Origin of the sequence: Psychrobacter cibarius, from assembly GCF_904845955.1 — a bacterium.
Taxonomy (GTDB): domain Bacteria; phylum Pseudomonadota; class Gammaproteobacteria; order Pseudomonadales; family Moraxellaceae; genus Psychrobacter; species Psychrobacter cibarius_B.
Map to the genome: position 1 here is coordinate 713,298 of NZ_CAJGYX010000002.1, position 24,380 is coordinate 737,677.

Annotated in this window: 20 protein-coding genes; 10 read left to right on the forward strand and 10 right to left on the reverse strand. The window is 44.0% G+C overall.

The window, feature by feature from the left end:
* Window positions 1–62 precede the first annotated feature (62 nt).
* The gene (locus JMV76_RS06485; protein ID WP_201502028.1) at window positions 63–1,556 is read left to right on the forward strand and encodes an amidase; all 1,494 of its coding nucleotides are present in this window, start codon (window positions 63–65) and stop codon (window positions 1,554–1,556) included.
* Window positions 1,557–1,586: 30 nt separating this feature from the next.
* On the opposite strand, the gene JMV76_RS06490 is transcribed toward JMV76_RS06485, so the two are convergent.
* The 8 genes from JMV76_RS06490 to dapC form a co-directional block, all read right to left on the reverse strand.
* Complete coding sequence (locus tag JMV76_RS06490; RefSeq protein WP_201502029.1) at window positions 1,587–2,480, reverse strand: DODA-type extradiol aromatic ring-opening family dioxygenase; 894 nt, start codon at window positions 2,478–2,480, stop codon at window positions 1,587–1,589.
* A gap of 115 nt (window positions 2,481–2,595) precedes the next feature.
* Window positions 2,596–3,084, reverse strand: a complete 489-nt coding sequence (gene rlmH, locus JMV76_RS06495; protein WP_045447690.1) for a 23S rRNA (pseudouridine(1915)-N(3))-methyltransferase RlmH — start codon at window positions 3,082–3,084, stop codon at window positions 2,596–2,598.
* A 128-nt stretch (window positions 3,085–3,212) separates the two neighbouring features.
* Window positions 3,213–3,761 (reverse strand): DUF421 domain-containing protein, encoded by a 549-nt coding sequence (locus JMV76_RS06500; RefSeq protein WP_201502030.1) that lies wholly within the window; start codon window positions 3,759–3,761, stop codon window positions 3,213–3,215.
* Window positions 3,762–3,908: 147 nt separating this feature from the next.
* Window positions 3,909–4,424: an ABZJ_00895 family protein gene (locus tag JMV76_RS06505; protein WP_201502031.1), complete on the reverse strand. Its 516-nt coding sequence runs from the start codon at window positions 4,422–4,424 to the stop codon at window positions 3,909–3,911.
* Between the two features lie 43 nt (window positions 4,425–4,467).
* Complete coding sequence (dacB, locus tag JMV76_RS06510) at window positions 4,468–6,474, reverse strand: D-alanyl-D-alanine carboxypeptidase/D-alanyl-D-alanine endopeptidase (RefSeq protein WP_227690147.1); 2,007 nt, start codon at window positions 6,472–6,474, stop codon at window positions 4,468–4,470.
* Between the two features lie 119 nt (window positions 6,475–6,593).
* Window positions 6,594–7,199, reverse strand: coding sequence for a 3'-5' exonuclease (locus JMV76_RS06515; protein WP_045447696.1), 606 nt, complete (start codon window positions 7,197–7,199; stop codon window positions 6,594–6,596).
* Between the two features lie 34 nt (window positions 7,200–7,233).
* Entirely contained in the window at window positions 7,234–9,174 is a 1,941-nt protein-coding gene (locus JMV76_RS06520) for a DUF294 nucleotidyltransferase-like domain-containing protein (RefSeq protein ID WP_201502032.1), read from the reverse strand.
* A gap of 158 nt (window positions 9,175–9,332) precedes the next feature.
* Window positions 9,333–10,601: a succinyldiaminopimelate transaminase gene (dapC, locus tag JMV76_RS06525; RefSeq protein ID WP_201502033.1), complete on the reverse strand. Its 1,269-nt coding sequence runs from the start codon at window positions 10,599–10,601 to the stop codon at window positions 9,333–9,335.
* A gap of 257 nt (window positions 10,602–10,858) precedes the next feature.
* Here dapC and JMV76_RS06530 point away from each other — a divergent pair, with 257 nt between their 5' ends.
* Entirely contained in the window at window positions 10,859–11,530 is a 672-nt protein-coding gene (locus tag JMV76_RS06530) for a hypothetical protein (protein WP_201502034.1), read from the forward strand.
* Window positions 11,531–11,915: 385 nt separating this feature from the next.
* On the opposite strand, the gene glnD is transcribed toward JMV76_RS06530, so the two are convergent.
* Both glnD and map read right to left on the reverse strand, forming a co-directional pair.
* Window positions 11,916–14,678, reverse strand: coding sequence for a [protein-PII] uridylyltransferase (gene glnD / locus JMV76_RS06535; protein ID WP_201502035.1), 2,763 nt, complete (start codon window positions 14,676–14,678; stop codon window positions 11,916–11,918).
* A 214-nt stretch (window positions 14,679–14,892) separates the two neighbouring features.
* The gene (gene map / locus JMV76_RS06540) at window positions 14,893–15,684 is read right to left on the reverse strand and encodes a type I methionyl aminopeptidase (RefSeq protein ID WP_372815769.1); all 792 of its coding nucleotides are present in this window, start codon (window positions 15,682–15,684) and stop codon (window positions 14,893–14,895) included.
* A gap of 310 nt (window positions 15,685–15,994) precedes the next feature.
* Between map and JMV76_RS06545 the strand changes: the two genes are divergently transcribed.
* The 8 genes from JMV76_RS06545 to JMV76_RS06580 all read left to right on the forward strand — a co-directional run bounded on the left by JMV76_RS06545 (window position 15,995) and on the right by JMV76_RS06580 (window position 24,363).
* Window positions 15,995–17,071 carry an esterase/lipase family protein gene (locus JMV76_RS06545; RefSeq protein WP_109592717.1) on the forward strand — a complete coding sequence of 359 codons (1,077 nt, stop codon included), beginning with the start codon at window positions 15,995–15,997 and terminating at the stop codon, window positions 17,069–17,071.
* Between the two features lie 75 nt (window positions 17,072–17,146).
* Window positions 17,147–18,259, forward strand: a complete 1,113-nt coding sequence (locus JMV76_RS06550; protein WP_201502036.1) for a lipase secretion chaperone — start codon at window positions 17,147–17,149, stop codon at window positions 18,257–18,259.
* A gap of 234 nt (window positions 18,260–18,493) precedes the next feature.
* On the forward strand, window positions 18,494–18,934 hold the full coding sequence (locus JMV76_RS06555) for a transposase family protein (protein ID WP_201501705.1): 441 nt from the start codon (window positions 18,494–18,496) through the stop codon (window positions 18,932–18,934).
* An 11-nt stretch (window positions 18,935–18,945) separates the two neighbouring features.
* Window positions 18,946–19,326, forward strand: a complete 381-nt coding sequence (locus tag JMV76_RS06560) for a transposase family protein (RefSeq protein WP_238069273.1) — start codon at window positions 18,946–18,948, stop codon at window positions 19,324–19,326.
* Window positions 19,327–19,487: 161 nt separating this feature from the next.
* Window positions 19,488–19,976, forward strand: a complete 489-nt coding sequence (locus tag JMV76_RS06565) for an META domain-containing protein (RefSeq protein WP_201502037.1) — start codon at window positions 19,488–19,490, stop codon at window positions 19,974–19,976.
* Window positions 19,977–20,246: 270 nt separating this feature from the next.
* A complete protein-coding gene (locus JMV76_RS06570) occupies window positions 20,247–21,251 on the forward strand; it encodes a PD40 domain-containing protein (RefSeq protein WP_201502038.1) in 1,005 nt (334 codons plus the stop codon).
* A 182-nt stretch (window positions 21,252–21,433) separates the two neighbouring features.
* Window positions 21,434–22,099 carry a hypothetical protein gene (locus JMV76_RS06575; RefSeq protein ID WP_201502039.1) on the forward strand — a complete coding sequence of 222 codons (666 nt, stop codon included), beginning with the start codon at window positions 21,434–21,436 and terminating at the stop codon, window positions 22,097–22,099.
* 251 nt (window positions 22,100–22,350) lie between these two features.
* Complete coding sequence (locus JMV76_RS06580) at window positions 22,351–24,363, forward strand: flotillin family protein (protein WP_201502040.1); 2,013 nt, start codon at window positions 22,351–22,353, stop codon at window positions 24,361–24,363.
* Window positions 24,364–24,380: the final 17 nt, after the last annotated feature.

Sequence of the window (24,380 nt, forward strand, 5' to 3'; positions counted from 1 at the left end):
TAGCATAAATATCACTCAATTTTCAGAAATTTTAGGTTCATTACTCAGCAAGGAGGCAGGTTATGTTTAAAGAATATACCCAATATGATGCCATAGCATTGGCGGCATTGGTCAATGCAGGTGAAGTCAGCGCTAAAGAGTTATTAGATGCTGCCGTCTATCAAGCCAATACACTCAATCCCAAATTAAACGCCATCATCCATCGTTTTGATGACCGTGCTTATCATGCTGCACAGGCGGGATTACCCTCAGGTATATTTAATGGTGTGCCTTATCTGCTCAAAGATTTGTCATTTAGCTTTGCCGATGAGCCAATCACGATGGGCAGTCGTAGTGTTAATATCATCTCTGAGAGCGACAGTGAAATCGTCAAGCGCATGAAAGCCACAGGTGTGAATACCTTTGGCAAGACCAATACGCCAGAATTTGGTTTAATCATTACCACTGAACCAAAAGCCCATGGTGCGACTCATAACCCTTTCAAAAAAGGTTACAGCTCTGGTGGTTCATCGGGCGGTAGTGCCGCGTCAGTAGCAAGTGGTATCGTACCGATGGCGGGTGCGGGTGATGGTGGTGGCTCGATACGCTTCCCTGCTGCTTGGTGCGGAGCGTTTGGACTCAAACCCAGCCGTGGTCGTAACCCAATAGGCCCTAAATTTGGGGAAGGCTGGGAAGGTGCAGTCGCAGATCACGTGATTACCCGCAGCGTACGTGACAGTGCCGCGATGCTCGACGCTACAAATGGCGCAGAGATTGGTGCGCCTTATGTCATTGCGCCACCTGATGGCACATTTTTGCAAGCAGCGATGCGAGCACCAAGGCAATTAACCATTGCCTTACATCAACAGCCATTGATTGCCAATACTGTGGTGGATAAAGAAGTGTTAGCCGTATTAGAGCAAACCGCTAAGCAGCTGGAAGCCATGGGTCATCGTGTCATACCCGCCGAGCCGAATATCAATATCGAGCAGTTTTGGCATGACTTTATGGTGGTGGTCTGTACCCATACCGCTTTTACCATTGATAATATCGAGCGTGACTTTGGGGCAGAACATATCAAAAACCTAGAGCCGCAAACCTACAATATGGCATTGCTAGGTCGCTCATTATCAGCCGTTGATTTGGCGCATGCTAAGCATGGTTGGCATCACAGTCAGTATCAAACGGGCTTGCTACTCGAAACCTATGACATGATTTTATGTCCGACCGTGCCGACACCTGCAGTTAAGCATGGTGTACTGCCACCAAGTGTTATGGATGAAATGCTCATGCGTAGCGCAGGAGTGCTCAATAAGGGCGTCGACATGGGTAAGTATGCCTTTAGCTCAGGTATGATCGAAAAGCTTAGTCAGCCTGTATTGGGCAAAATGGCCTTTACACTACTGGGTAATATCACGGGATTGCCAGCGATGTCATTACCGGTAGGAATGAGTAAAAAAGGTTTGCCAATTGGGATGCAGCTGATTGGGCGTATGAATGATGAAGCGACATTATTCAGTATGGCAGGGGAGATGGAGCGAGCAGGGTTGTTTACCAAGGCAGCCTTTGAGAAGTAGATTTGAACGCTTTGATTAGATAAGTACTATTTAATCAAAGCGATAAATATCCATGCCTAAACTATGATGTGCCATGCTTTGATGGACAACGGAGACACGCTGACCTGCACCCAAAGCAAAGAACAGGGGCAGTAAATGCTCATCACTAGGATGAATATCTTTATAGTCAGGATATTGCTGCCAATCTAAAGTGCTAGGAATGTCTGTTTTGAGCTGTTGTAGCAGCCATTGCTTAAATGCTTTAGCCGTTTGGTCAACACTATCTGCTTGCCAGCGTAATGCTTGCAGATTATGGGTAATGTTACCTGAACCGATGATCAGTATTTGCTCTTCACGTAGGCGCGCCAGCTGCGCACCCAATTGATAACAGGCGATACTGTCATAATGCTGCGGTAGAGAAACCTGTACGATAGGTATCTCAGCCTCTGGATATAAGTGCCTGAGCGGCGCCCACACCCCATGATCGCAAGCCCGCACTGGATTAACACTACAAGTAATACCGCGTGCAGTGAGCTGCTGGGCAAGGGATTCAGCAAGTGCTGGCTGACCAGATGCAGGGTATTGAAGCTCATATAGCTCAGGCGGAAAACCTGAAAAGTCGTGCCAAGTCTTGGGTTGCGGATTACTGCTCATTTCGAGTTTGGCGGATTGCCAATGCGCTGACATAATCAGGATGGCACGTGGCTTTGGTAAGTTTTGCCCAATACGTGCCAGTGCACTGGTCGTGGCTGATTGCTCAATGGCAAGCGTGGGTGCGCCATGCGAGATAAACAATGCTGGTAGCTTAGCTACATTTGACCCTAAAGCAGATACATCTGTCCAAACGCCAGTCGCTGTAATAGGCGTTGGCGAATGAGAGTACGAGTCATCAGGCTGATGAATTGAATGAGGGGCGGTAGGTGTCGCATGTTTTGGATATTTCATGTAGCGTTTATTAGGGCGCTCAGTGGTTTTTCAATCCTTTTTATCATTGATGTTGTTGCCCATAAACTATCAGCACAAAATATTAGCACAGAGTACGGCAGTGTTTAATGATTGCTTAATTGCCACGATGATAAGGATGATTGTTGTTGATACTCATCGCACGATACAATTGTTCCATTAGTACAACACGTACCAACGGATGCGGTAAAGTCAGCGCTGATAGTGACAATTTTACATCGGCTTTGGCTAATACTTCTGGCGATACGCCGTCTGCACCACCGATCACCAGTGCAATATCATCACCTTGCTGCATGCCATCAGCTAATTTGTCAGCCAGCCCTTCTGTTGAAATCATTTTACCTTTGACATCCAATACCCATAGTTGCTCACGCCCTGAAGCATTATGAGCGGCTAATATTGCCTGTCCTTCTTGCTCACGGTATTGTGCCAAATTGGCATCAGAAGGGTTTTTTGCACGCTTTGCGGCAGCAATTTCCACGATTTCTGTGCTGAGCATAGGCTGGATACGCTTAAAATACTCATCGAACCCCGTCTGTACCCATTTAGGCATTTTATTACCGACGGTTAAAATCCTTACTTTCATAGCCAGTCCACTTTAATTTTAGTCATTAGTAAAATATAACAAAAGAATTTTACGCTGAAGTGAACGTAACAAACAAGATTCTACGAAGCTTTTTTTATGCTTTACTAATCTTGGATAAACAATAGGTCTTACATCAAGGGCTGTATGGTTTGCGAGACACTATCTTCTGTATTTTGGTCATTATCGCTCACATCAGTTGGGCTAGGTTTTGGAATGATGGTGAGCTTGGCATCCGATTCAAAAACGATGGCTTCAACATCATCGAAACGATGCACTCCTTCAGAGCGCATCGCACATTCAATCTCTTGACGAGTCAGCCGCTCAGCGCGCATGGCATCTGGCAAAAACTGCCCCTGATAAAAAACAATACGCGGCTCTGACAAAATAAAGCTGCTAAATTGCGGTGAGATAGAGGCGTATTTGGTGACTAAAAACTGCAATAGATAAAGTACTAAAATCGATGAAACCCCTTCGACAAAAGGAATGTCTTTGAGCAGAATAGTACTGGCACCAAGTGAACCGATCATCACGGTGACGATCCAATCAAAATTATTGAGCTGCGAGGTGGAGCGTTTACCTGAGACCTTGGTCACCAGTACGATCAACACATAAACCATGACTGTCGTCAAAACGATGCGTCCAAGCTTGTCTATATTGTCAAAAAAAACCATGTCCATGATAAATGCTCCTATTAAAATATAAAACCGTTAATCACCCACAATCATCCAAAAGCTTGCTCATTAAAGTTAGCCTAACGGATTTTATGTATTAATAGGGAGAAAAACTTGTAGCACCTTGTAGAGATTCGGCTGAGGTTTCCTCTCTCACATAGTTTTGCGTTTAGGGTCAAGCAGGCGATTGATCGCCCAAAGACTGATGCGAGCACTGACCAGTGTCAGCACCAATATCATCACCAACGATGAGACCAATGGCAATGGTTGCTGGACGGCCATCTCTAGTAGGACTTCACGATTTACCGCATCAAACAACCAAAACCATATGGCTAAGAAATAAATGACAGTCAGTAGCCAGACCACCGCGACGCCGCCAAACATTAAGCGATTGATTTCACCGCTATTCAATGCGCGCTGCTGATGTTTGACAAATTTATGAACCGCGATATAAGCCCCGATAATGATAGACAATACCGTTACCAGTTGCGAATTCAACGCAAGCTTGGTTTGAATCATCATAAATATTGCGCTGGCAAGCGTATAGCCTATCGCGAAATATCCTACATATTGTGCCAATTTAGGCTGCGCTGACTCATGGTTTTTCGGCAGCGGCTCGCCACCTGAATGAGTCTTGGATTTATTGAGATTGGTTGTCTTGCGTGACATAAGTGAACCTTTATAAAGGTGAAAAATAGGATGTGAAAAACACTTAATGCTGCGCCGTCCAATCAAGCATCGCATCTAGCACGGGTCTGGCTGTATAAGCGTTATGTGCTTGCTCACTATTGATGAGTCCAACCACGACATAATCCTGTCCCGACAATCCTTTGACATAGCCTGCCATCGAGGTGACGTTGTTTAAGGTACCTGTTTTTATCCACGCACGACCAATGGCTGCTGATTCTGGTAGGCGTTCACTATGAGCGGTAATGGTGCCACTGACGCCAGCGATACCTAACGAGTTGACGTAAGCGTTAAAACTTGGATGGCTATAAGCATAAGTTAATAGCTCGCTTAGGTTTGCAGCTGTGATGGTACAGTCGCGGCAGAGTCCTGAACCATTGGTCAAATAGGGCGGCTGTGTGCTTAGATTGGTCTGCCACCATTGATTAATAGTTTGCAATGCGACAGGATAGCTCGTCGCAGTCGGCTTGCCAAATTGATACAAGCTATGTGAATTACTAATAGCTTTATCGAGTGTTTTATTATCAACTTTGTCATAAACACCAATCGATAGCGCCACTTGCTCAGTCATCACATTGTTTGAGAAGTGATTGATATCGTAAATCTGCTGCGTCAAATTCAACGATGGGTAGCTGACAATAGGCAGCGGTGATATAGGAAGTGCTGCCAAACCATGCGTTGATTTGGTGTTTTTCATTGTAGTGTAGGGCGCTTCTTGAGTGATGACACTACCACTCAGCGTATTGCCTAGCTCTTGCCATTTTGCGGCAATAACGCGTGCGGCAAAATCTTTGGCATCAGGATAAGCCACATAAAAAGCATGCTCTTGGCAGCTGTTTGGCAACTGAGTATTTAACACCAATTGTTTTGCTTGCCACTCAGGTGCGAGACTATAACGCGCTTGTCCACAGGCCGCCGAACGCGTATTTATGATGCTGGGCAAAGCATAATTTGCTAATTTTGGTGTATAAGTCAGATTTGCTTGGTCATCGTTTAACGGATAGCTTTTGATACCGATGGTACTAAAATTCACCAAAAAACCATCGGGACTGGCGTTATAAGGACGCAGTGGCGAATTGTCAAAGGCGGCAGGGTCTTTACTGACATTTTTAAAGACGCCACTGTCAATGATAATATCACCGTCGATATGATGGATACCGGACGACTGTACTTTATAAAGGAGCTGTTTTAAACGCTCGTGGGTCATTTTTGGATCACCGCTGCCTTGAATAATCAAATCGCCATGCAGACGGTCACCGATGACAAGGCCTGTATGATAGACACGAGTATGCCAAAAAAAATCAGCGCCTAGAGTGTCTAAAGCAATAAAGCTGGGAACGAGTTTCATGGTGCTGGCAGGCGTGCGAGCGATATCAGCTTGATGGTTCAGCAACGGCGAAAATGAAATTTTTATGGAGGGGTTATCAGTACTGATGTCATCAGTTTTATCATTATTAGCATTGTTGTTAATGACAGCTGTTTTTGCCTTATCACCCAATATCGTTGGGATGCTTTCTAAGCTTTGATAAGTGTAAGGATCATCGGTGTAAGCATGCAGTTTTTTCTCATGCTTTTCAATGGTACGCTGCTCAATAGTAATCAGCGTACTCTGTTGGCGCACATGGTTATTATTGGTTTTGTCATTATTATTTTGCGTGGCTTTTTGAGAGTTACTTTTTATATCAGCATTTATATTGGCAGTCGGTTTTGGCTGAAGAGTGGGTTTAGATGAGCGGTGTGTGCTGCTATCAATAACCTGAATGGGAGCGGGCAGGTGACTGGCATTTTTATCACCGACTGGTGTGACGATAATACTAATATCAGCTTCTGTTAAATCGGCTCGTGATAATGCTGCTTCGATGGCTTTTGGTAGTGCTGCTTGTGCATGGATGGGCAATAGTGTCGCCGTTGCTAATAACGCCATGATAGGTACGTATTTAGCAGGTGGCTTCGACGGTCGCAGATAACGAAAAAAAGGGGATAACTTGGCAGTAAAAGCAGAGGAGTGACGGAGTTTAGAGGTGGGTCGCATGAGCATCTTTCATCAGGTGGCAAAAACAGCCTATGGTAACATGAGTTGCCGTTTTCGCGTAGATGGCAGGCGTAGATGAAAACCTGTTTTTATCTGAATTTTTAAAATACGCACACACGCTAGCGCACATGTAAAAATGCCATAGCGGTCATGATGGCATCGTTGTAAGCATCATGAGCGCCTAGATCGGGTATATTATAATGCGCTAAAATATTAGTCAGATGCTGCGCTTGGCTAGATAGCCCTTGGGTTTGACCACTCATGCGCCGACTATATAAATGGCGCAAATCGATGACTTCGTTGGGTAATGCTGTGCCCATATAGCGTTTGACCAGAGGGTTTAAAAACGCTGTGTCTAAACTCGTACAAAACCCCACAATTGGGCGATTGCCTATAAATGGCAACAACAGCGCTAGCATCTCATCGTAGCTCATACCATGCTCAACGTCGGCAGTACGTAGACCGTGAATCACAATGGTGTCACGGTCTGGCATCACAGGTGGTCTGCATACGATATGCATGCCATTGCCAGTGTCGATTGTATTGTCATTGATATGAATCGCGGCGACAGACAATAAATGGTGGTTTTTTGGATTGAGTCCCGTCATTTCGCAGTCAATTGCTACCCATTGCTTAGCCACAGGTTTGGTAAACATTGATGCCAATTCTGGGCGCTGTAGCTGCGTTTTTTGCCAAGCGCAGGATAACTGTGTTAGCCAACTCATAGTTGTCGCTCATCCATTTATGCGATTGTTTTACTTATGCGAGTTCTAGTTGATAATGCTGACGTAGCTGGTTTTTAAAGCTTTTGACGACAGCCAAACACTCTTTTAATAAGTCGCGCTCAAGCGCGGTCAAGGTCATTGGGTTGACTTGCCGTGCATGTTTATCATCGGTTGATAGAGCGACTGATAGGCGCTGTGCCATAAAAAACTCCAAGGCCTCTAATAAAGTATCTGCGCGCTCTTGGGTCAAGGCGCGCGCTTGTACCAAAGCTTCGAGACGATTTTTCCTACTGGGCAGCTCTAAGATATCGTTTTCTAATGCTAAGGTACGAATGCCATGAACCAGTGGAAAGATACCGGCTTTCTTTAGATCAATGTCTTCTGACCCGGATTTACCACCGAGCAAAGGCACGAACTTTTGCCACCACTGATTGACATCACCGAACTGTAGCGCGGCGCGCGCGAACTGGCGTACAAACATAGGGTCTGACTGCCTGTGGGCAACCTTTAAATGTTGACGTACCTGAGTCAATAATGACTCATCTCCGCAGACGTATTCGCTATCGAGTATCGCTGACAAATAAATACTATGCATGGGATCGGTGTTTTTAAACCATAAACCAATCTGGGCATTAAACTGTTTTAGCGGCTGTCGCCACATAGGGTTGGTCATCATGATATTACCATCGCATAGTGGATAACCGAGGTCTGCTAAATGCTGATTAAAAGTATCCGCAAATTGTGCCAGATCAGGGTGAGTATAGCCGTCACGTAAGATGAGCGCATTGTCTTGGTCAGTACGCATGATTTGCTCACCGCGCCCCTCGGAGCCCATCACGATCAGGCAGGTATTTGTCATGACCTCATCAGGCACGATAAGCTGCCAGAGCTTAGTAAATACCTGTGCATTCAAGGTCTGTACCATGCGGCTGATATTACCAATTTTGACACCGTTTTGATGTTGTGCGCGAATATAACGACCGATAAGCTCGACGGCAGTATCTAAGCTCGATAAGTCTTTTGCTTGCTCGATTTGGATACTAATGAGCTGTGAATGATGACCAATATGCGCAAGCATATCGCTTTGTCCCAATATACCGACGACATCCCCATTTTGATCAATCACTGGTAGCCGATGGATGCGATAGCGGGTCATGGTCAATAATGCATCGCCAATCTCATCACTGGCTTTGATGGTACGCAGGTTAAAATTAGCATAGCGCTGGCATGGGGTAGTGGCTGGATCTTGCTGGTCACTCACGGCGCGGCAAATGTCGGTATCGGTCAAAATACCCAATAGATGACCAGTACCAAATCGCACCTCTCCCTTATTTTTTAGGTGGTCTAAAGGTTGCACCAGTACATGTTTTAGCCCCGCTTTCGTCATGATAGACGCGGCTTCGTATAAGCTGTTATTGGCGTTGACGATATGGACTGGCAATAGATTGACATCAATGACGGGCTGCAACATGATTTGCTGCACTTCTTGTTGGTCATTGTAGCTGGCAGAGACTATGGATTTATTATTGCGGCGCTGCTGTAATGCCTTTAGCCGTTCGGGCAATTTGTCTGATAGCATTTGGCGTACTAGATGATTTTGGGCGCTGATTTTATCGACTGCGCTACCAGCGACTTGGAGCAGCAAGGTATCCTCAGCGGCTCGAAACTGATAGGTCTGCAGGGCTTTAGTATTAAGGCTATTTTCAGTCAATGATTCAGGCAGACGACGGCTGTCGAACCAGTCGTTATTATTGAGATGGTCGGAGTGGTTACTACCCAAGTAAGAGGCAACAAACTCACCATCAAGCAATTGCTCAATCTGCCCTTTAATGACCACATACAGATATTGCAACTCTTCGGCAGTTAGATTCTCGTTTTTGGCAAGGTAGCGGATTTGGGTATTTTTTCTGATGCTTTGGCGTTCAGCCAGACTCAATACGTCAAAGGGCGGCTGGGTAAAATCAAGATGGGGCATGGCATCATCCTTGATGGCATATTGAGTAAAAGATAATTGAAGATAAAAGACACTTTACTATAGCATTATTAAAGCAAAAAACCTCTAATAACCACAGTAATATTGTGGCTATTAGAGGTTGCTGTTTTTTTTGAAAATTTTACGTATAAAGCGACTGCTTATGCGCCTAGTAATTTTCGAATACGGTTTATCGCTTTACGGCTCTCATCAACACTAGCAACGAGCGCAATGCGCACATAGCCTTGCCCAGGGTTTTTGCCATCAATATCACGTGACAGATAGCGCCCTGCTAGTGCGTGAATATTGGCCTGCTCGTACAGTGCTTTGACAAACCGCTCATCATCCCCATCGAACGGCTCAGGGACCTTTATCCAAAAGTAAAATCCAGCCTCAGGCATTCGTAACTCTAGTAGTTCACCAAGCTCAGACATCCACAAGGCAAACTTTTCTTGATACAGAGCGCGATTGTGTGCCACATGCTTTTCATCTTGCCATGCAGCGATCGAGGCGAGCTGATGTGGTATCGGCATCGCACAGCCTTGATAGGTACGATATTGCAGGTAAGCTTGCAAAATAGTGGCATCACCTGCCACAAACCCTGAGCGCAAACCAGGCAGATTTGAACGCTTAGATAAAGAGTGAAAGACAATACAGTTTTTGAAATCATGACGACCGAGGGCAGCGCAGGCTTGCAATAGTCCAATCGGTGCCGTATCAAAATACAGCTCGCTATAGCACTCGTCACTGGCAATAATAAAATCGTACTGATCTGACAGACGAATGAGATACTCCCAATCCTCCATCGTCATGACCGAGCCAGTCGGATTGTTCGGACTACAAACAAACAGCAACTGCGTGCGCGCCCAAACATCTTTTGGTACGGCGCGATAGTTACCTTTAAAGTCATCGTCCAGTGTGCAAGGCACAAAATAAGGCTCGGCTTGCGCCAGTATCGCTGCACCCTCATATATTTGGTAAAAAGGGTTGGGCATCACTATTGTAGGAACAGTCGTAGGAGCAGCCATAGGAGAAACGGCAGATAACGGGTCAGAGACAGACAGCGGACTACTCTCTGTATCGCTTACTTTATGATCCACGACTGCTTGTACCAGACTAAAAATAGCCTCGCGTGTGCCCATTACTGGCAATACTTGCGTGTTGGCATCGACATGGTTCAAAAAGAAGCGTTTTTCTAGCCAATGCGCGATGGTTTGGCGCAGCTCAAACATGCCATTAGTCGTTGGATAACGACTTATTTTGTCCAAATTTTCACGTAGTACGTCCAGCACGAACGCTGGTGGCTCATGTTTTGGTTCACCAATACCGAGCTTGATTTCACTGTAGTCATGGGCTGGCACACTGTTAGCAAGCAATGTTGCCATCTTTGCAAAAGGATAAGGATGCAGGTACGTTAAGTTGTGATTCATAAGTAGGGTAACTATAATAGACAATTAATAATAAAGTGATAAAGAAAAATTACATTTAAGCAGTGTAGCACTTCTCTTATTTTTTGTCTTTTACTTCTCATGCTCAAGCTGCTTAGCTATTTAATCATAAATTATAATAACTAATGAAGCCGTCACAGATTTAAAAATCCTAAAAAAAGCTTATCAATTGATAACTTATAACAATACAAAAAACTGCTGTCAGCCCTAATGATAGATTATGGTGAGGATAATTTGATATGCCTAGTATCTCAAAAACTAATGATCTTAACGCGGCAGACATTCAAGATGAAAATTTTGATGATGCGCAACAGCGAACCAAATTGTACGAACTATTAAAACAGCGGGAGCAAAGCTGGTGGCAAGCTCGCCAGCAATTAATTAGCCATAAAGAACGAAAAATGTTTTGGTACGGTGAAAATAGCTTGATGATGTGGTTACTGTGGCAGCTGGTCAGTTACGTGATCGTTGCGATGGTGCTGATGTTGCTTAGCAATCAGCTCGGTATTTTACTACCCTTATGGCAATATATTGCCTTATTTGTCTTACAGACAGTGATTTTTGTGGCCATGCTCGCGTCCAAAAGTCGAATGGCAGACAGCTTGCAACGTAAAATCGATAAAGATGAGTTGATGCGTGAAGAGGCACTGAATGAGATGATTATCTTAGCAGAGGACAGCCTTTATCCCGATGTGCACGCTAAATCGCCTATTTCTCTAAGACAAATCTATGAGTGTTTTGGCAGAGATTTTCATTTAGCAAGTTTACATTGTTTGCTGCAAAAAGAGGTCAACGCTGGGCGCTTAATACTGACGCAAAAACAGATTGAAGCAGAGATTCTGCCACCAGATCTTGCGGATGATGAGCTCAATGAGCACGCTAGCGAAATGATATATAAAAGCACCTTATAAAAGGTGCTTTTGATATTAGGGCGTGTTGAACATTCGACCATGGCACTGACAGAGACTATTTTTCAGGCGATTCAACGTTAAAAATAGTAAGTTTAGTCACTCTAAGCGTCTCTTTTTAACAATGAAGCGGCAAAAAAGAGTTCTGTCCCCTTCTGTTAATATCGGGGCTGATACTAAAACTGCCCCATACTGCGTTGCAATTCTAGCTAAGGTATTAACATTATCGTCGACTTGCGCCTTGGCTGGAACAATTTTAGCCATCAGCAGTGCCCATTTGTGAATGTTCAACACGCCCTAAAGGATTAAAAAATACAAAGCATGCCATCAATGAATGGATGATACACGCCGAGTATTTATCTTAGACTTATCTTGTAAGCCCATTTGTTCAATCACATTTACTGTAAGCAGCAGGCTGCTCTCTTTGCATACTGAGACTGGACATCAAGGCGGATCGTAGTGCGTCAAGTCTAGCAGCAGATAGCGGTTCATCATTTTGATCGCTGATATAAAACATATCTTCTGCACGTTCGCCCAAAGTGGTGATACGCGCCGCATGCACCTCAATTTTCTCCTGCAAAAACACCTGTCCTACTCTTGCCAATAGTCCCGGCTGATCAAGGGTTTCTAAGCTCATAATATGCTGATCAGAAGCCTCATTAAACTCAAAATTAATCACCGTGGTCACTTCAAAATGTCTAAGCTGACGCGGTATACGCTTATTGGTAAGCTTCAATACTGTCGGGTCTTTAAAGGCATTGATTAGGCGCTGTTTGAGCTCTTGTTGACTGTCCTCATCGACCAATAGTGTGCCACTGGGATCGAGCAGTACATAGGAGTCCAAAGCAAAATCGCGGGTAGCAGTAATGATACGGGCGTCTAAAACATCCAAGTTCATTTGATCAAATACAGCCATGGTGACTGCAAACAGGTTCGTCTGATCTTGGGTATAAACAAAGACCTGTACCGCATCAAGGGCCAACTCACGATGCTCACGTAATACCACCAATGGCGGGCTATCTGCATTAGAAGCAAGACCAATCGGCGGATGGTTCAAAATGGCTTCGGTATGCCATAAGATGTCTTCAGGAATTTCTCTCAAGAAATATTCATCACCCAAATCATCCCATAGCCTCAAGACTTCATCACGATTCATGTGTTGATTGTTGACATTATCGAGCATCGCTAAGGCTTGGGTACGTGTGGCACTGATCATATCTTGGCGGTTAGTAGGTGCATCGATATCAGCGCGCAAAATGCGCCGAGTTTGTGAGTATAACTGTTTCATTAATGTGGCACGCCAGCTGTTCCATAACTGTGGATTGGTCGCATTCATATCCGCAACAGTGAGCACATATAAATGATTGAGGTGGGTGACGTTACCGACTAAATTGGCAAAAATAGTGACCACTTCTGGATCTGAAATGTCTTTTTTCTGAGCAGTCATCGACATCAATAAATGATAGCGAGTCAGCCAACCGACCAAATTGGCATCTGCCAGACTCATACCATGCGCCAAACAAAATTCAGTCGACTCGGTTTGACCAAGCTCACTATGGTTGCCACCGCGACCTTTGGCAATATCATGGAACATGGCGGCCAGTACCAAGATTTCCTTGCGCTCGATACGCTGAAAGATAGAGCTGACCAGTGGGAAATCTTCATAAAACCGTGGGTCGGTGAAGCGATGCAAAATCCGAATCAAAAATAAGGTATGCGCATCAACCGTATAACGGTGAAATAAATCATATTGCATCAGACCCGTCACTTGGGCGAACGCAGGAATGTAGCTGCCTAAGACGCCGTAGCGATTCATGGCACGCAGGCGATGAAACAGATAATTCTGCTCTTTTAAATTGGCTAAGAAGAGCGCTTGGTGAGCGGGGTTATCACGGTAGACTTGATCGATGCCACGCGCGGCGATTTTTAGCGCACGCAACGTATGAGTGCGCACGTTTTTGATACCGTACTGACCCATCAGTAAAAACATCTCTAAGATAGAGTCAGGATGCTGAGCAAAAACCCGATGATGCGCCATGGCGATTTGGTCACCAACTTGGTTAAAGCGGGCATTGATTGGCTGTTTTTTTGGACGCTCATCATCAGGCAACTGCGGCTCTATAATCGTCTCGTAATAGTGATTGGTCAGCATCTCAGACAGCGTTGATATCTGCATGGCACAGCGATAATAGTCGCGCATAAAACGCTCGACGGCGGCATTTGGCTGATCGTCTGGCTGCGTCTCATAACCCATCAACTGGGCAATTTCACGCTGATAATCAAACAGCAGCTTGTTTTCGTTGCGACCAGTCAATACATGCAGATAATGACGTATTTGCCATAAATAACCTTCTGCAAAGTTCAGCTCATCGAACTCTTTTTCAGTCAAAAAGTTTTGTTGTACTAAGTCATACAGCTTACCCACTCGAAAATAGCGTTTGGTCACCCAGCCGATGATATGAATATCGCGTAGACCACCAGGGGCGGTTTTTATATTGGGTTCAAGGTTGTACTCGGTGGCATTGTGCTGTAAGTATCGCGCTTTAGCTTCTGCGATTTTTACTTCAAAAAACTCACGTGGCGACCACTGTTTATTGACAATTTGAACAGGCACATCCTGTAAAGCCTCATTACCAATTAATAGCCGAGCTTCTAGCTGTGCACTGCCAATGGTGTGATCGAGCGACGCCTCTAAAGCGTCATTAACACTACGTACCGAGAGAGCAGGCTCTAATCCTATATCCCACAATAGCGCCACCAACCGATCTATTTTCCCACTGGCATCAGCACCAATCTCATCAGGAGAGAGCAATAAAATGTCGATGTCTGAATAAAGCGACAGCTCGCCACGACCATAACCGCCTGTAGCAAATAAAGCCAAATCTGTCTTATCCAGCTCAAACCAGTTGAACAAGGCAATCAGCAATTCGTCAATCGCACCAGAGCGTGCCGCGACCAATTGACGAATATTGACACCGCGTTCAAGTGCACGGTTAATATCTTGATTAATTTGAGTCAACCAGTGAGGAATACCCAGTAGTGACTTTTCAGTGACAGGGGTGTCCGCTAGCAGTGACGCGTTTGTCGCTATATCCTTTGATAATAGAGGTAAAGGTGTCAGATCGATAGAAGCGACATCACAAGTAAACATGAGTGTTATCCCGTTAAGAGTTTAAAAATAAAACGTTTCAGCTGAAAAGCGTAGAATCACCAGTGTGCTGGTAGCTGACAAAAGCCACGAATATAATTACCAATATAAGTTATTAAGTCATCAGAGTATAAAGATAAAAAGCGGGTGAGCACAATACTCAATATGACCTAATTATTGGCCAAAAAAAAGACCGCCTAGGCGATCTTTTTTGATATTACTGGGTCAAAAAACTCAAATCTTCTTCAGGGCGAGTGGTAAACACCTCACAGCCATTATCGGTCACGACCATCGTATGCTCCCACTGTGCTGACAGCTTACGGTCTTTAGTAATCGCCGTCCATTCATCAGGCAAAATCTTGGTTTGCCATGTACCTTGGTTAATCATCGGCTCGATGGTAAAGGTCATGCCTGTTTTTAGCTCAAAGCCTGTACCTTTTTTGCCATAGTGCATAACTTGTGGCTCATGGTGAAACTCATTACTAATGCCGTGACCACAGAACTCGCGAACGATACTGAAACGTTCAGGCTCGACCACTGCTTGGATAGCAGCACCGACATCACCTAGACGCGCACCGTTTTTGACGACACTCATACCAGCATATAGGGCGTCTTGTGCCACTTTGCAGATACGCTGTGCCATGATAGAGCCGTTACCCACGATCCACATTTTTGAGGTATCGCCATAGTAGCCATCTTTTATCACGGTCACATCGATATTGATGATGTCACCATCTTTGAGTAGCTTGTTTTCGGCTGGAATACCATGACAAACCACATGATTAATCGAGGTGCAAATTGATTTTGGGAAGCCATTATAGTTAAGCGGTGCAGGAATAGCCTGTTGCACATTAACGATATAGTCATGGGCGATTTGGTTAAGTGCCTCGGTACTGATGCCAACTCGAACGTGCTCATCGAGCATGACAAGGACATCACTGGCAAGTTTACCGGCCACGCGCATTTTTTCTATGGCTTCTGGGGACTGGATAAGGGATTTTTTAGTCATCATTATATTACTTATAGTTATGGAATTAATGGCTTGAATTATAACATAAATGAAGACGCCGCTGTTTTACGTTAAGTGATAGTGAACCTATCATTATTATTGATAATAATTGCTTTACAGCGAAGTAGGGGCAGTTGTGACCCTATAGTCACGATAATATATTCATATTTTGACAATTTAGTTGAATGTTACAGAAGATATAAGTAATGTAATTTTGCATGCTAAAGGAATTAGCAGCAATCTTTGCCGCTTCTGCTGTCGTATTTGAGAGGTAAAGATAATCAAAATTAATGATAACAAGGACGTTATTATGACGCTAAAATCTTCTCTAGCTTCGGCTTTCACGCCCAGCGCATTTCTCCCCTCACTTGGTGTTATCGGTGCCGGTGTACTTTTAATGGCTCTACAAACCACCTCAGCTCAAGCTGCTGGTCAATACTATAATTGTGCCAATTCAACCGGATGTAAGCTGGTCAGCAACAAATACTGGACGTCAAATCATACTGATACAAAATACCCAATTGTTATGGCACATGGTCTTGGCGGCTTCACTAACTTGTTTGGGATTATCGACTACTTCAATGGCATTCCTCAAGAGTTGATGAAAGGCGGCTCAGAGGTATACACCACCAAAACGTCAGCCGTCAATAACAGTGAGATTCGCGGAGAGCAACTGCTACAACAAGTCAAAACCATCACTGCCATTTCAGGTGAACCTAAAGTCAATTTATTTGGACACAGTCAAGGCGGTATAGATATCCGCTATGTCGCTGGCGTCGCGCCAAAATATGTCGCATCAGTTACGGCAGTATCAAGCCCAGAACAAGGGTCAAAAACGGCAGATTTTGTCAAAAACACCCTGGAGCCAAACAACACTACAGGTAATCCATCCAATGTCACAACACAGCTAGTCTCAGGCGTGTTCAATTTGATTGGTGGCTTTACAGACGTTGGTTCAGGTATCAGTTTTAAAGAGATACAAGAGCAAGATGGCTGGCAAGCGCTCGTGGCTCTATCAACCGATGGTGCTGCTAAGTTCAATGCCAAATTTCCCGCGGCAATGCCAAAAAATTATTGTGGTCAGCCGACCAGTACTGCTGTCAATGGTATCAAATACTATTCGTTCAGCGGGGTTGGGCAAATAACGAGCGCACTTGATCCTAGTGATTATTTATTAGCAGCAACGAGCGTGCCGTTTGCAGGCGAGTCTAATGATGGGTTGGTGTCTGCTTGCTCAAGTCGTCTTGGTTATGTGATTCGGGATAATTATAGAATGAACCATTTGGATTCAGCCGATCAAGTATTGGGTCTGACGGCATGGGGCGATTCTGAGCCAAAATCTATCTATCGTACTCAGGTCAATCGTCTTAAAAACGCTAACCTTTAATAATGTAAGCTTTTAATAACATACGCTTTTAAAAACATAAGCCTTTAAGCTGACTTATAAAAAGAACCCTCATCTATGTCGAATAATCGCCGCCCAGCCTATCTACCAATAGTTATAATCGCCTTGGTTAGCATAGCCATAACGGCGGCGGTGATTATGTGGTTCAAACCTGATAATACACGTATGGCTACAGAGCAACCAGTATCCAGTGCCCTCACTAATGAGGCTGATGCTACTCTATCAACTGCGCTGGATAATGGCCAAGTAGTGCAAACAACTGCCGCCCAAAACCAGTCTCTATTTGTCACTGGATTGGAGCGTTTGCCGCGCTCATTACAAGGCACGCAAATTGACGGCGAAATCATCATTGACGAAAATAAGCAGTTGGTCGTCACTGAAGGTCTACGGCATTTATTCGATTATTTTTTGTCGGCGCTGGGTGAAGAAGATGAAGCGGTTATTTATGCCCGTGTCGAAAGCTATATTCGTCACCACACGCCAGAGCCTGCCGCTAGTCAAGCGGTCGCTATATTTGATCAATATATTACCTATCTTAAAGCCATTTCTGAAATAGAACAACGTTACGGTAATCTGCAATTACAAGCGGCAAAAAGCGGTGAGCTGGATCTAAATGTCGTCGCTCAGCAAAAGCAAGATGTAGCCAAGTTGCGTCAGCAGTATTTTACTAAAGAAACCATTACCGCTTTCTTTGGTGCAGAAGAGGAGTATGATAATTATAGTATGGAGATGGTCAGAATTAACCAAAATCAGCAGCTAAACGATGTGCAAAAAGAGGCAACACGGCAGAACTACATTAGCCGTATGCCAGATAATGCGCTCAAAGCCGGTATCATCCAGCAAGCCAATCTGAACGAGCTGATGAGTCGCACAAAACAGATGCAAGCAAAAGGGGCAACGGCTCAGGAATTGTATAACATGCGTCGTGATCTGGTAGGTGCTCCAGCCGCCGCACGCCTCGCGCGAGTTGATGCAGAAGATGCTAACTTTGCTCAACGTTTCGACCAATATCAAGCCCAAAAACAGCGCTTATTGAGTCAAAGTGCAGATAAAACGCAAGCACAAACCCAAATCAATCAAATCGAACAGCAGCTATTTAGTGAGGCTGAACGCAAGCGTTTGGTAGGCTATGCTGCTTTGCAACAACAGAACAGTGCCAATCTAGAGTAATACCTAGCATGAATGAGTAAAACGGTAATTTTAACGAGAAATTATCGGTTTTTAGGGTATATTCAAGAAGTTATAGAAAAAGTGTTAGCAGTTAATGTAACGTCTAACAATAGAGGTTAGCAAAAAGACTATAGATCGCAACAAATAACAGGGTAATCATACACTCAATAGACCTCTTGCAAAAGTAGTTTCAAGACTCAAAGACTATAACTGAACCCTAAATATTTAAAAGATATGCCAAATATAGCCAAACTACTTGAACAGAGCGATGCAGGTTTTAAACGTTATACTGGCATCCACAAAGCCACTTTTGAGAAAATGCTAGAAGCCATGCAAGAGCATGAAGCTTCCAAGACCAAATCAGGTCGTCCAAGTGAACTTAGCTTAGAGGCGCAGATTTTACTCGCACTGACCTATTGGCGTGAATACCGAACCCTTTATCATATTGGTGTGGACTTCAACGTTCATGAGTCCTCTGCCAGTCGCATTGTCAGAAGAGTAGAAGACATCCTTATCCACTCAGGCAGATTTGATTTGCCACGAAAACTGCCACACGGTAAGCCTGAGGATATCAATTGGTCAGCAGTCATCATTGATGCCACCGAAACGCCCATTGAACGGCCAAAAAAAACCAAAAACAGTACTACAGTGGAAAAAAGAAACAACATACCTTAAAAGCGCAAGTCATCGTACATTGGCAAACAGGACTGATATTGGATGTGCAAACCTGCAACGGTTCAGTACATGACTTTAGTCTTTATAAACAAACTTGTCCTGATTGGCTGCCTAAAAACACCAGCTATCTAGCAGACAGCGGTTATCAAGGTATAGCCAAGCTACACGATCAGACCTTTATCCCCTTTAAGAAACCAAAAGGCGGTGAGTTGCTAGCGCTTTGCAAACAGGCCAATCAATATTTGGCAAAATGTCGTATTCTGGTTGAGCATAAAATAGGGCTGATTAAGCTATTCAAAATTGTGGCTGAACGCTACCGTAATCGACGTCAACGTTATGATTTAAGAATGAAGCTGTTCGCAGGACTGGTAAATCTTGAGCTTAATATCTGACTTTTGCAAGAGGTCTAATCTATAATGACAGTTAAGCTCCAGTTGTGCATAATGACCGCATTATTGAGAGTAATGAATAAAACAGTAAATTAATCATAATAAAAACGAATGTTTAGGATAAGAGCTATTTTTTATTCTAAAAAACCACTAGAGGAGTTTATATGAAAAACATGACTAAAATGATGATGGCAGCGACGCTTGCGGTAGGTACATTGGCTGCTGGTTGCCAAACCACCCCTAGCGTAACAGCGCCAGTGACTCAACCAATTACTTCTAATACGCTACAAGCATATGATTGGCAGCTGGTTGACGCAAAACGCAGCAATGGCGATAAAGTTAGCCAATTGTTCTTTGATCCAGCGAAGCCGTTGACGCTAAAGTTCTTCAAAGATAGCGGCAGTGACCGTGTGACCTTTATGAACACCTGTAATAACATGGGCGCTGACTACAAGGTTGTGAATGGCAATGTCGTATTAGGCAACGTTTTATCTACTATGATGGCATGCCCTGAGCCACAAGCAAGTCTTGATACTGCGACTTTAGCGACCGTACAAGGTAAATATAGCATCAGTAAAAATGCCAATAACACGCCTATCTTGACCATTACCAATAGCAATCAAGTTGCTCATTTCAAAGCCGTTTCTAAATAATTCAATCATTACAGATGGTTTTTAAATAGTATTTGCGAAAAGCAATGTTGAATAAAAGCAGTGTTCTATAAAAGCCAGATGTAGTTTTAAAAATGCCTCACTATCTAGTGGGGTATTTTTTTGTCCAAAATTCGGCATGGTTTACGCTACACTGTCATTTGCTATTAAGTAAAGTCTTTAGGCTAGGATGCCTTAGTGCGCTCAATCTTTTAGCGTTAATTGTCAAGATTCTCAGTACGCAATAATCAACACTTTATTGGACGTTATTTTATGTCAAAAATGCTTGTATCAAAATCATCTGTCAATATACGAATGATAAGTAATATCACCGCACTAACGACTTTTATTTTGTTGACGGGTTGTCAGACCTTGCCTAGTACGATGTCTAAAACGATGCAAGCACCTGCTAATAATATGAATGCGAGCAATCCACTAACGGCGCGAATGTCAGCGATAGATCGGCAAGGGCGCATTGCCTATGTCGAGGAGCAAGGAGTCGGAGCTGCAAAGATATCGACGCTTTATAGCATTCGTCCTGATGGTAGTGATCGTCAGTTAATCGATCAGCTTAATGGTTATATTTATGCGCCAGCGTGGTCAGCTGATGGGCAACTGCTAGCATATAGTAAACAAGCGCCGCGCCAGCATCCTAAGATTTATATCTATGATCGCAAAAGCAACATCCGCAACCTTGTGGTAAATGCTGAAGGCAGCAATATGTCAGCGTCGTTCTCACCTGATGGTCAAAAACTCCTATATAGCTCAACTGTCGGTGGCAATGCTGATATCTATGAGATACGTCTGAGTGACGGTAAGACCACACAGCTCACTACGTTACCGAGCACGGAAGTACAGCCAAGTTACGCCAGTGATGGGCAAAGTTTTGTTTATACCAGTGATAAAGTCCGCGCTGGACGTCCACGTATCTATCGCTATAACTTCGAGACTGCTAGTGCCACGCCTGTGCTAACAAGTGGCTATGTCGCCAGTCCGCAACTGAGCTTGGACGGTCAGCGCATGGCATATCTCAATGGTCGTAAGGCTGCGGTGATGACCCTGAGTACTGGGCAAGTTATCAATCTAGCAGAGACTGGACTGGATGAACCAGCACGTCTGTCACCATCTGCACAGTATGCTGTCTATCCGACAAAGCTTTCACAAGTGGGCGGTCAAAATGGCGGAAGTTTGGTCATTCACTCATTATCTGGTAATACAAGTTATGCCATTGGCAGTAAGGTGGGCGGAGTTGTACGCTCGCCGATATGGGGACGCTAAAGGTAAAACCTATGTATTATGGAATGGAATGTATATATAATCTTTGATAAAGCAACATAAGTTGATTTAAAAAATGTAAACTTGGCAGCATTAATTCGAGTGAGCATCATCCACATAATACCAATTTGTATAACCAAGTCATTGAGCTAATAGATTGGGTGAGCAAAAGGAGAGTACGCGCAATGCAAGAAGCTTTTTTAGTCTTTATCACTAAAATCAGTTTATATCCCACGATTATTTTTACGGGGCTTGTGATGTTCGTCACCTTATATTGGGTTGTGTCTTTACTCGGCATGGCAGATATGGATAGCGTAGACCTTGGTGGGTCAGGTGGTGAAGCTGATGTCTCTACCTTATCATCGACTGGTTTTTTTACCGGTCTCATGCTCAAATTTGGTCTTTACGGTGTCCCTTTAATCATCATACTAAGCTTAATTAGCTTGATCGGTTGGTTGCTTAGCTATTTATATACCAGCTTTTTACACCAATATCTCGATTCTGGCGTTCTGTATTATTTATTCGGTACAGGGGCACTCATTTTCGTATTGGTCGTATCCATGTGGTTGACAGGTATTATTATTTCGCCGATTCGCAAAAATATCGCCAAAATTCCCAAACGTAATTCGTCTAATAATGTGGGTAAGATCGCTGTTGTGCGTACGCTTAGTGTCACAGATAAACATGGCGAAGCAGAGCTAAATGATGGCGGTGCAGGATTGATATTAAAGATTCGTTCAGACAGCAATGATGGGTTGCTAAAACAAGGCGATAGAGTGATGTTGGTCGAGTATTTAAAGGATGCCAATACCTACCGAGTTGTTGTCGTCGAAGATAAAAAAATATTGTAAAAGTATGAATAAAGCCAATTATTTTTAGAAATAATTGATTGTTAGAAATAGCGAGTTTTTAGAAATAGCACAAATCGTTTTAAATTTGGTTATAGTCGGTTCAATGTAGTTCAGATATCAGAATGGTGCATGACAGGGCTATAAAGCACACATGCTATAAACAGTGCTATAAATTGTAGATTTAGCAGGCTTGATAGCGTATCTGATTTATATTGAATGGATTATGGAATGTTTTAATTAAAGGAATGGATATGGACACACTCATTATCGTCGGCGTGGTTGTAGTGCTGGCGTTTGTTTTTATGATGGTCGCACTATTGATGCTCAAGGCCTTTTACTTTAAGGTCGAGCAGGGCAAAGCACTCATTATTAACGGTGTGAGTAAAATTGCCGTACGTTTTGATGGTGGTTTTGTTTGGCCAGTCATCAACAAAAAAGAATTGATGCGCATATCGCTCATCACGTTAGAAGTGGACAGACGCGGTAAAGAAGGTTTGATTTGCGCAGACAACATGCGTGCTGATATCACCGTGGCATTTTATTTACGCGTCAATGAAACCGAAGAGGATGTGCTAAAAGTCGCCAAATCGGTTGGGGTAGAGCGCGCGTCAGATAAAGTCGCTGTCAACGAGCTGTTTAATGCTAAGTTCTCTGAAGCGTTGAAAACGGTTGGTAAGCAGATTGATTTCGTCAAACTGTTTGAAAATCGCAGCGAGTTTCGTGACAGCATCGTTCAAGAAATCGGTAACGATCTGAACGGCTATGTCTTAGAAGATGTGGCGATTGATTACTTAGAGCAAACGCCAAAATCTTCATTAGACTCAAGTAATATCTTAGATGCTGAAGGTATCAAAAAGATTACTCAGTTAACGGCTTTTCAGAACGTTATCACCAACGAGCTTGAGCGTGATGAAGAACTGGCTGTTAAGAAAAAGAATGTCGAAACCAGAGAGGCGATGCTAGAGCTAGAGCGTCAACAAGCCGATGCCGAAGCCAAACAGCAACGTGAAATCTCGTCAGTGATTGCACGTGAGACTGCTGAAACTCGCAAAATTGAAGAAGAAGAGCGTAAAAAATCTGAAACGGCTGTTATCTCGGTTGAGCAGGATTTGGCCATTCAGCGTGAGAATCAGCAGCGTGAAATCGAAGTAGCAGGACAAAATCGTCTGCGTGCGGTCGTCATCGAAGAAGAAAAAGTCACGCGCGCCCGTGATTTAGAAATTGTCTCTCGTGAGCGTGAAGTTGACTTGCAACGTATCGAGGCTGAACGCGCGATTGAGCTTGAGAAAAAAGAAATCGCCAACGTTATTCGTGAACGTATCGCAGTGGACAAAACGGTTGCGCAAGAAGAAGAGCGTATCAAAGAAGTCCGCGAAATTAGCGAAGCTGAGCGTTCTAAGCAAACACGTGTGCTAGCAGCAGAAGCCGATGCGGAAGAAATCAAAGTACGTCAGGTGAAAAAAGCCGAAGCAGAAGAGCTGTCTGCCAAGCACAAAGCTGTCGAAATCACCACGCTTGCCGCTGCGAATCTTGAAGCATCCGCCAAAGATTCAGAAGCCAAAATTAAAATGGCCGAAGGTATCAAGGCAGAAGAGTCAGCACATGGCTTCGCTGAAGCGGCTATCCAAGAAGTCAAAGCGGCTTCTTTGGAAAAAGAAGGCATTGCGAAAGCCAATGTTATCAAAGCAACTGGACAAGCTGAAGCGCAATCAGATCGTGAAAAAGGCATGGCAGACGCTGAGGTTATCGCGGCTCGCGGTGAGTCTACCGCCAGAGCTGAGCGTGAAAAAGGCATGGCAGATGCTCAAGTCATCGCGGCTCGCGGTGAGTCAAATGCTAAAGCAGAACGTGAAGTTGGATTGGCAAAAGCCGAAGTTACTCGTGCACATTTCCAAGCCGAAGCAGATGGTCTGGTCGAGAAATTCAATGCCATGGGTAGCATGAGCAAAGAGGCGCGTGAGCACGAAGAGTTCCGTATGAGTCTTGAAACAGCATTGCAAGAAGCGCTTGCTTCGATTGACGCTGGTAAAGAGATTGCGAAAGAAAATGCTGAAGTATTGGCTGTGGCGTTACAGAAAGCCAAAATCGATATTGTTGGCGGCGAAGCGCATTTCTTTGACAACTTTGCCAAGTCATTGTCTATCGGTAAAGCCATTGATGGCCTAGCAGGTAAGTCAGATATATTGAGCGGTATCATCAATGGTGTGATGGCCAATCAAGCTATGAAATCAAACCAGAAAAATGATGATAAAACGACTTATTAATAAGGTCTAAATGCCTA

Excerpts from the sequence above, each read along its gene's own strand:
- JMV76_RS06485 (WP_201502028.1), top strand. The coding sequence starts at position 63 with ATGTTTAAAGAATATACCCAATATGATGCCATAGCATTGGCGGCATTG.
- JMV76_RS06490 (WP_201502029.1), bottom strand. The coding sequence starts at position 2,480 with ATGAAATATCCAAAACATGCGACACCTACCGCCCCTCATTCAATTCAT.
- rlmH (WP_045447690.1), bottom strand. The coding sequence starts at position 3,084 with ATGAAAGTAAGGATTTTAACCGTCGGTAATAAAATGCCTAAATGGGTA.
- JMV76_RS06500 (WP_201502030.1), bottom strand. The coding sequence starts at position 3,761 with ATGGACATGGTTTTTTTTGACAATATAGACAAGCTTGGACGCATCGTT.
- JMV76_RS06505 (WP_201502031.1), bottom strand. The coding sequence starts at position 4,424 with ATGTCACGCAAGACAACCAATCTCAATAAATCCAAGACTCATTCAGGT.
- dacB (WP_227690147.1), bottom strand. The coding sequence starts at position 6,474 with ATGCGACCCACCTCTAAACTCCGTCACTCCTCTGCTTTTACTGCCAAG.
- JMV76_RS06515 (WP_045447696.1), bottom strand. The coding sequence starts at position 7,199 with ATGAGTTGGCTAACACAGTTATCCTGCGCTTGGCAAAAAACGCAGCTA.
- JMV76_RS06520 (WP_201502032.1), bottom strand. The coding sequence starts at position 9,174 with ATGCCCCATCTTGATTTTACCCAGCCGCCCTTTGACGTATTGAGTCTG.
- dapC (WP_201502033.1), bottom strand. The coding sequence starts at position 10,601 with ATGAATCACAACTTAACGTACCTGCATCCTTATCCTTTTGCAAAGATG.
- JMV76_RS06530 (WP_201502034.1), top strand. The coding sequence starts at position 10,859 with ATGCCTAGTATCTCAAAAACTAATGATCTTAACGCGGCAGACATTCAA.
- glnD (WP_201502035.1), bottom strand. The coding sequence starts at position 14,678 with ATGTTTACTTGTGATGTCGCTTCTATCGATCTGACACCTTTACCTCTA.
- map (WP_372815769.1), bottom strand. The coding sequence starts at position 15,684 with ATGACTAAAAAATCCCTTATCCAGTCCCCAGAAGCCATAGAAAAAATG.
- JMV76_RS06545 (WP_109592717.1), top strand. The coding sequence starts at position 15,995 with ATGACGCTAAAATCTTCTCTAGCTTCGGCTTTCACGCCCAGCGCATTT.
- JMV76_RS06550 (WP_201502036.1), top strand. The coding sequence starts at position 17,147 with ATGTCGAATAATCGCCGCCCAGCCTATCTACCAATAGTTATAATCGCC.
- JMV76_RS06555 (WP_201501705.1), top strand. The coding sequence starts at position 18,494 with ATGCCAAATATAGCCAAACTACTTGAACAGAGCGATGCAGGTTTTAAA.
- JMV76_RS06565 (WP_201502037.1), top strand. The coding sequence starts at position 19,488 with ATGAAAAACATGACTAAAATGATGATGGCAGCGACGCTTGCGGTAGGT.
- JMV76_RS06570 (WP_201502038.1), top strand. The coding sequence starts at position 20,247 with ATGTCAAAAATGCTTGTATCAAAATCATCTGTCAATATACGAATGATA.
- JMV76_RS06575 (WP_201502039.1), top strand. The coding sequence starts at position 21,434 with ATGCAAGAAGCTTTTTTAGTCTTTATCACTAAAATCAGTTTATATCCC.
- JMV76_RS06580 (WP_201502040.1), top strand. The coding sequence starts at position 22,351 with ATGGACACACTCATTATCGTCGGCGTGGTTGTAGTGCTGGCGTTTGTT.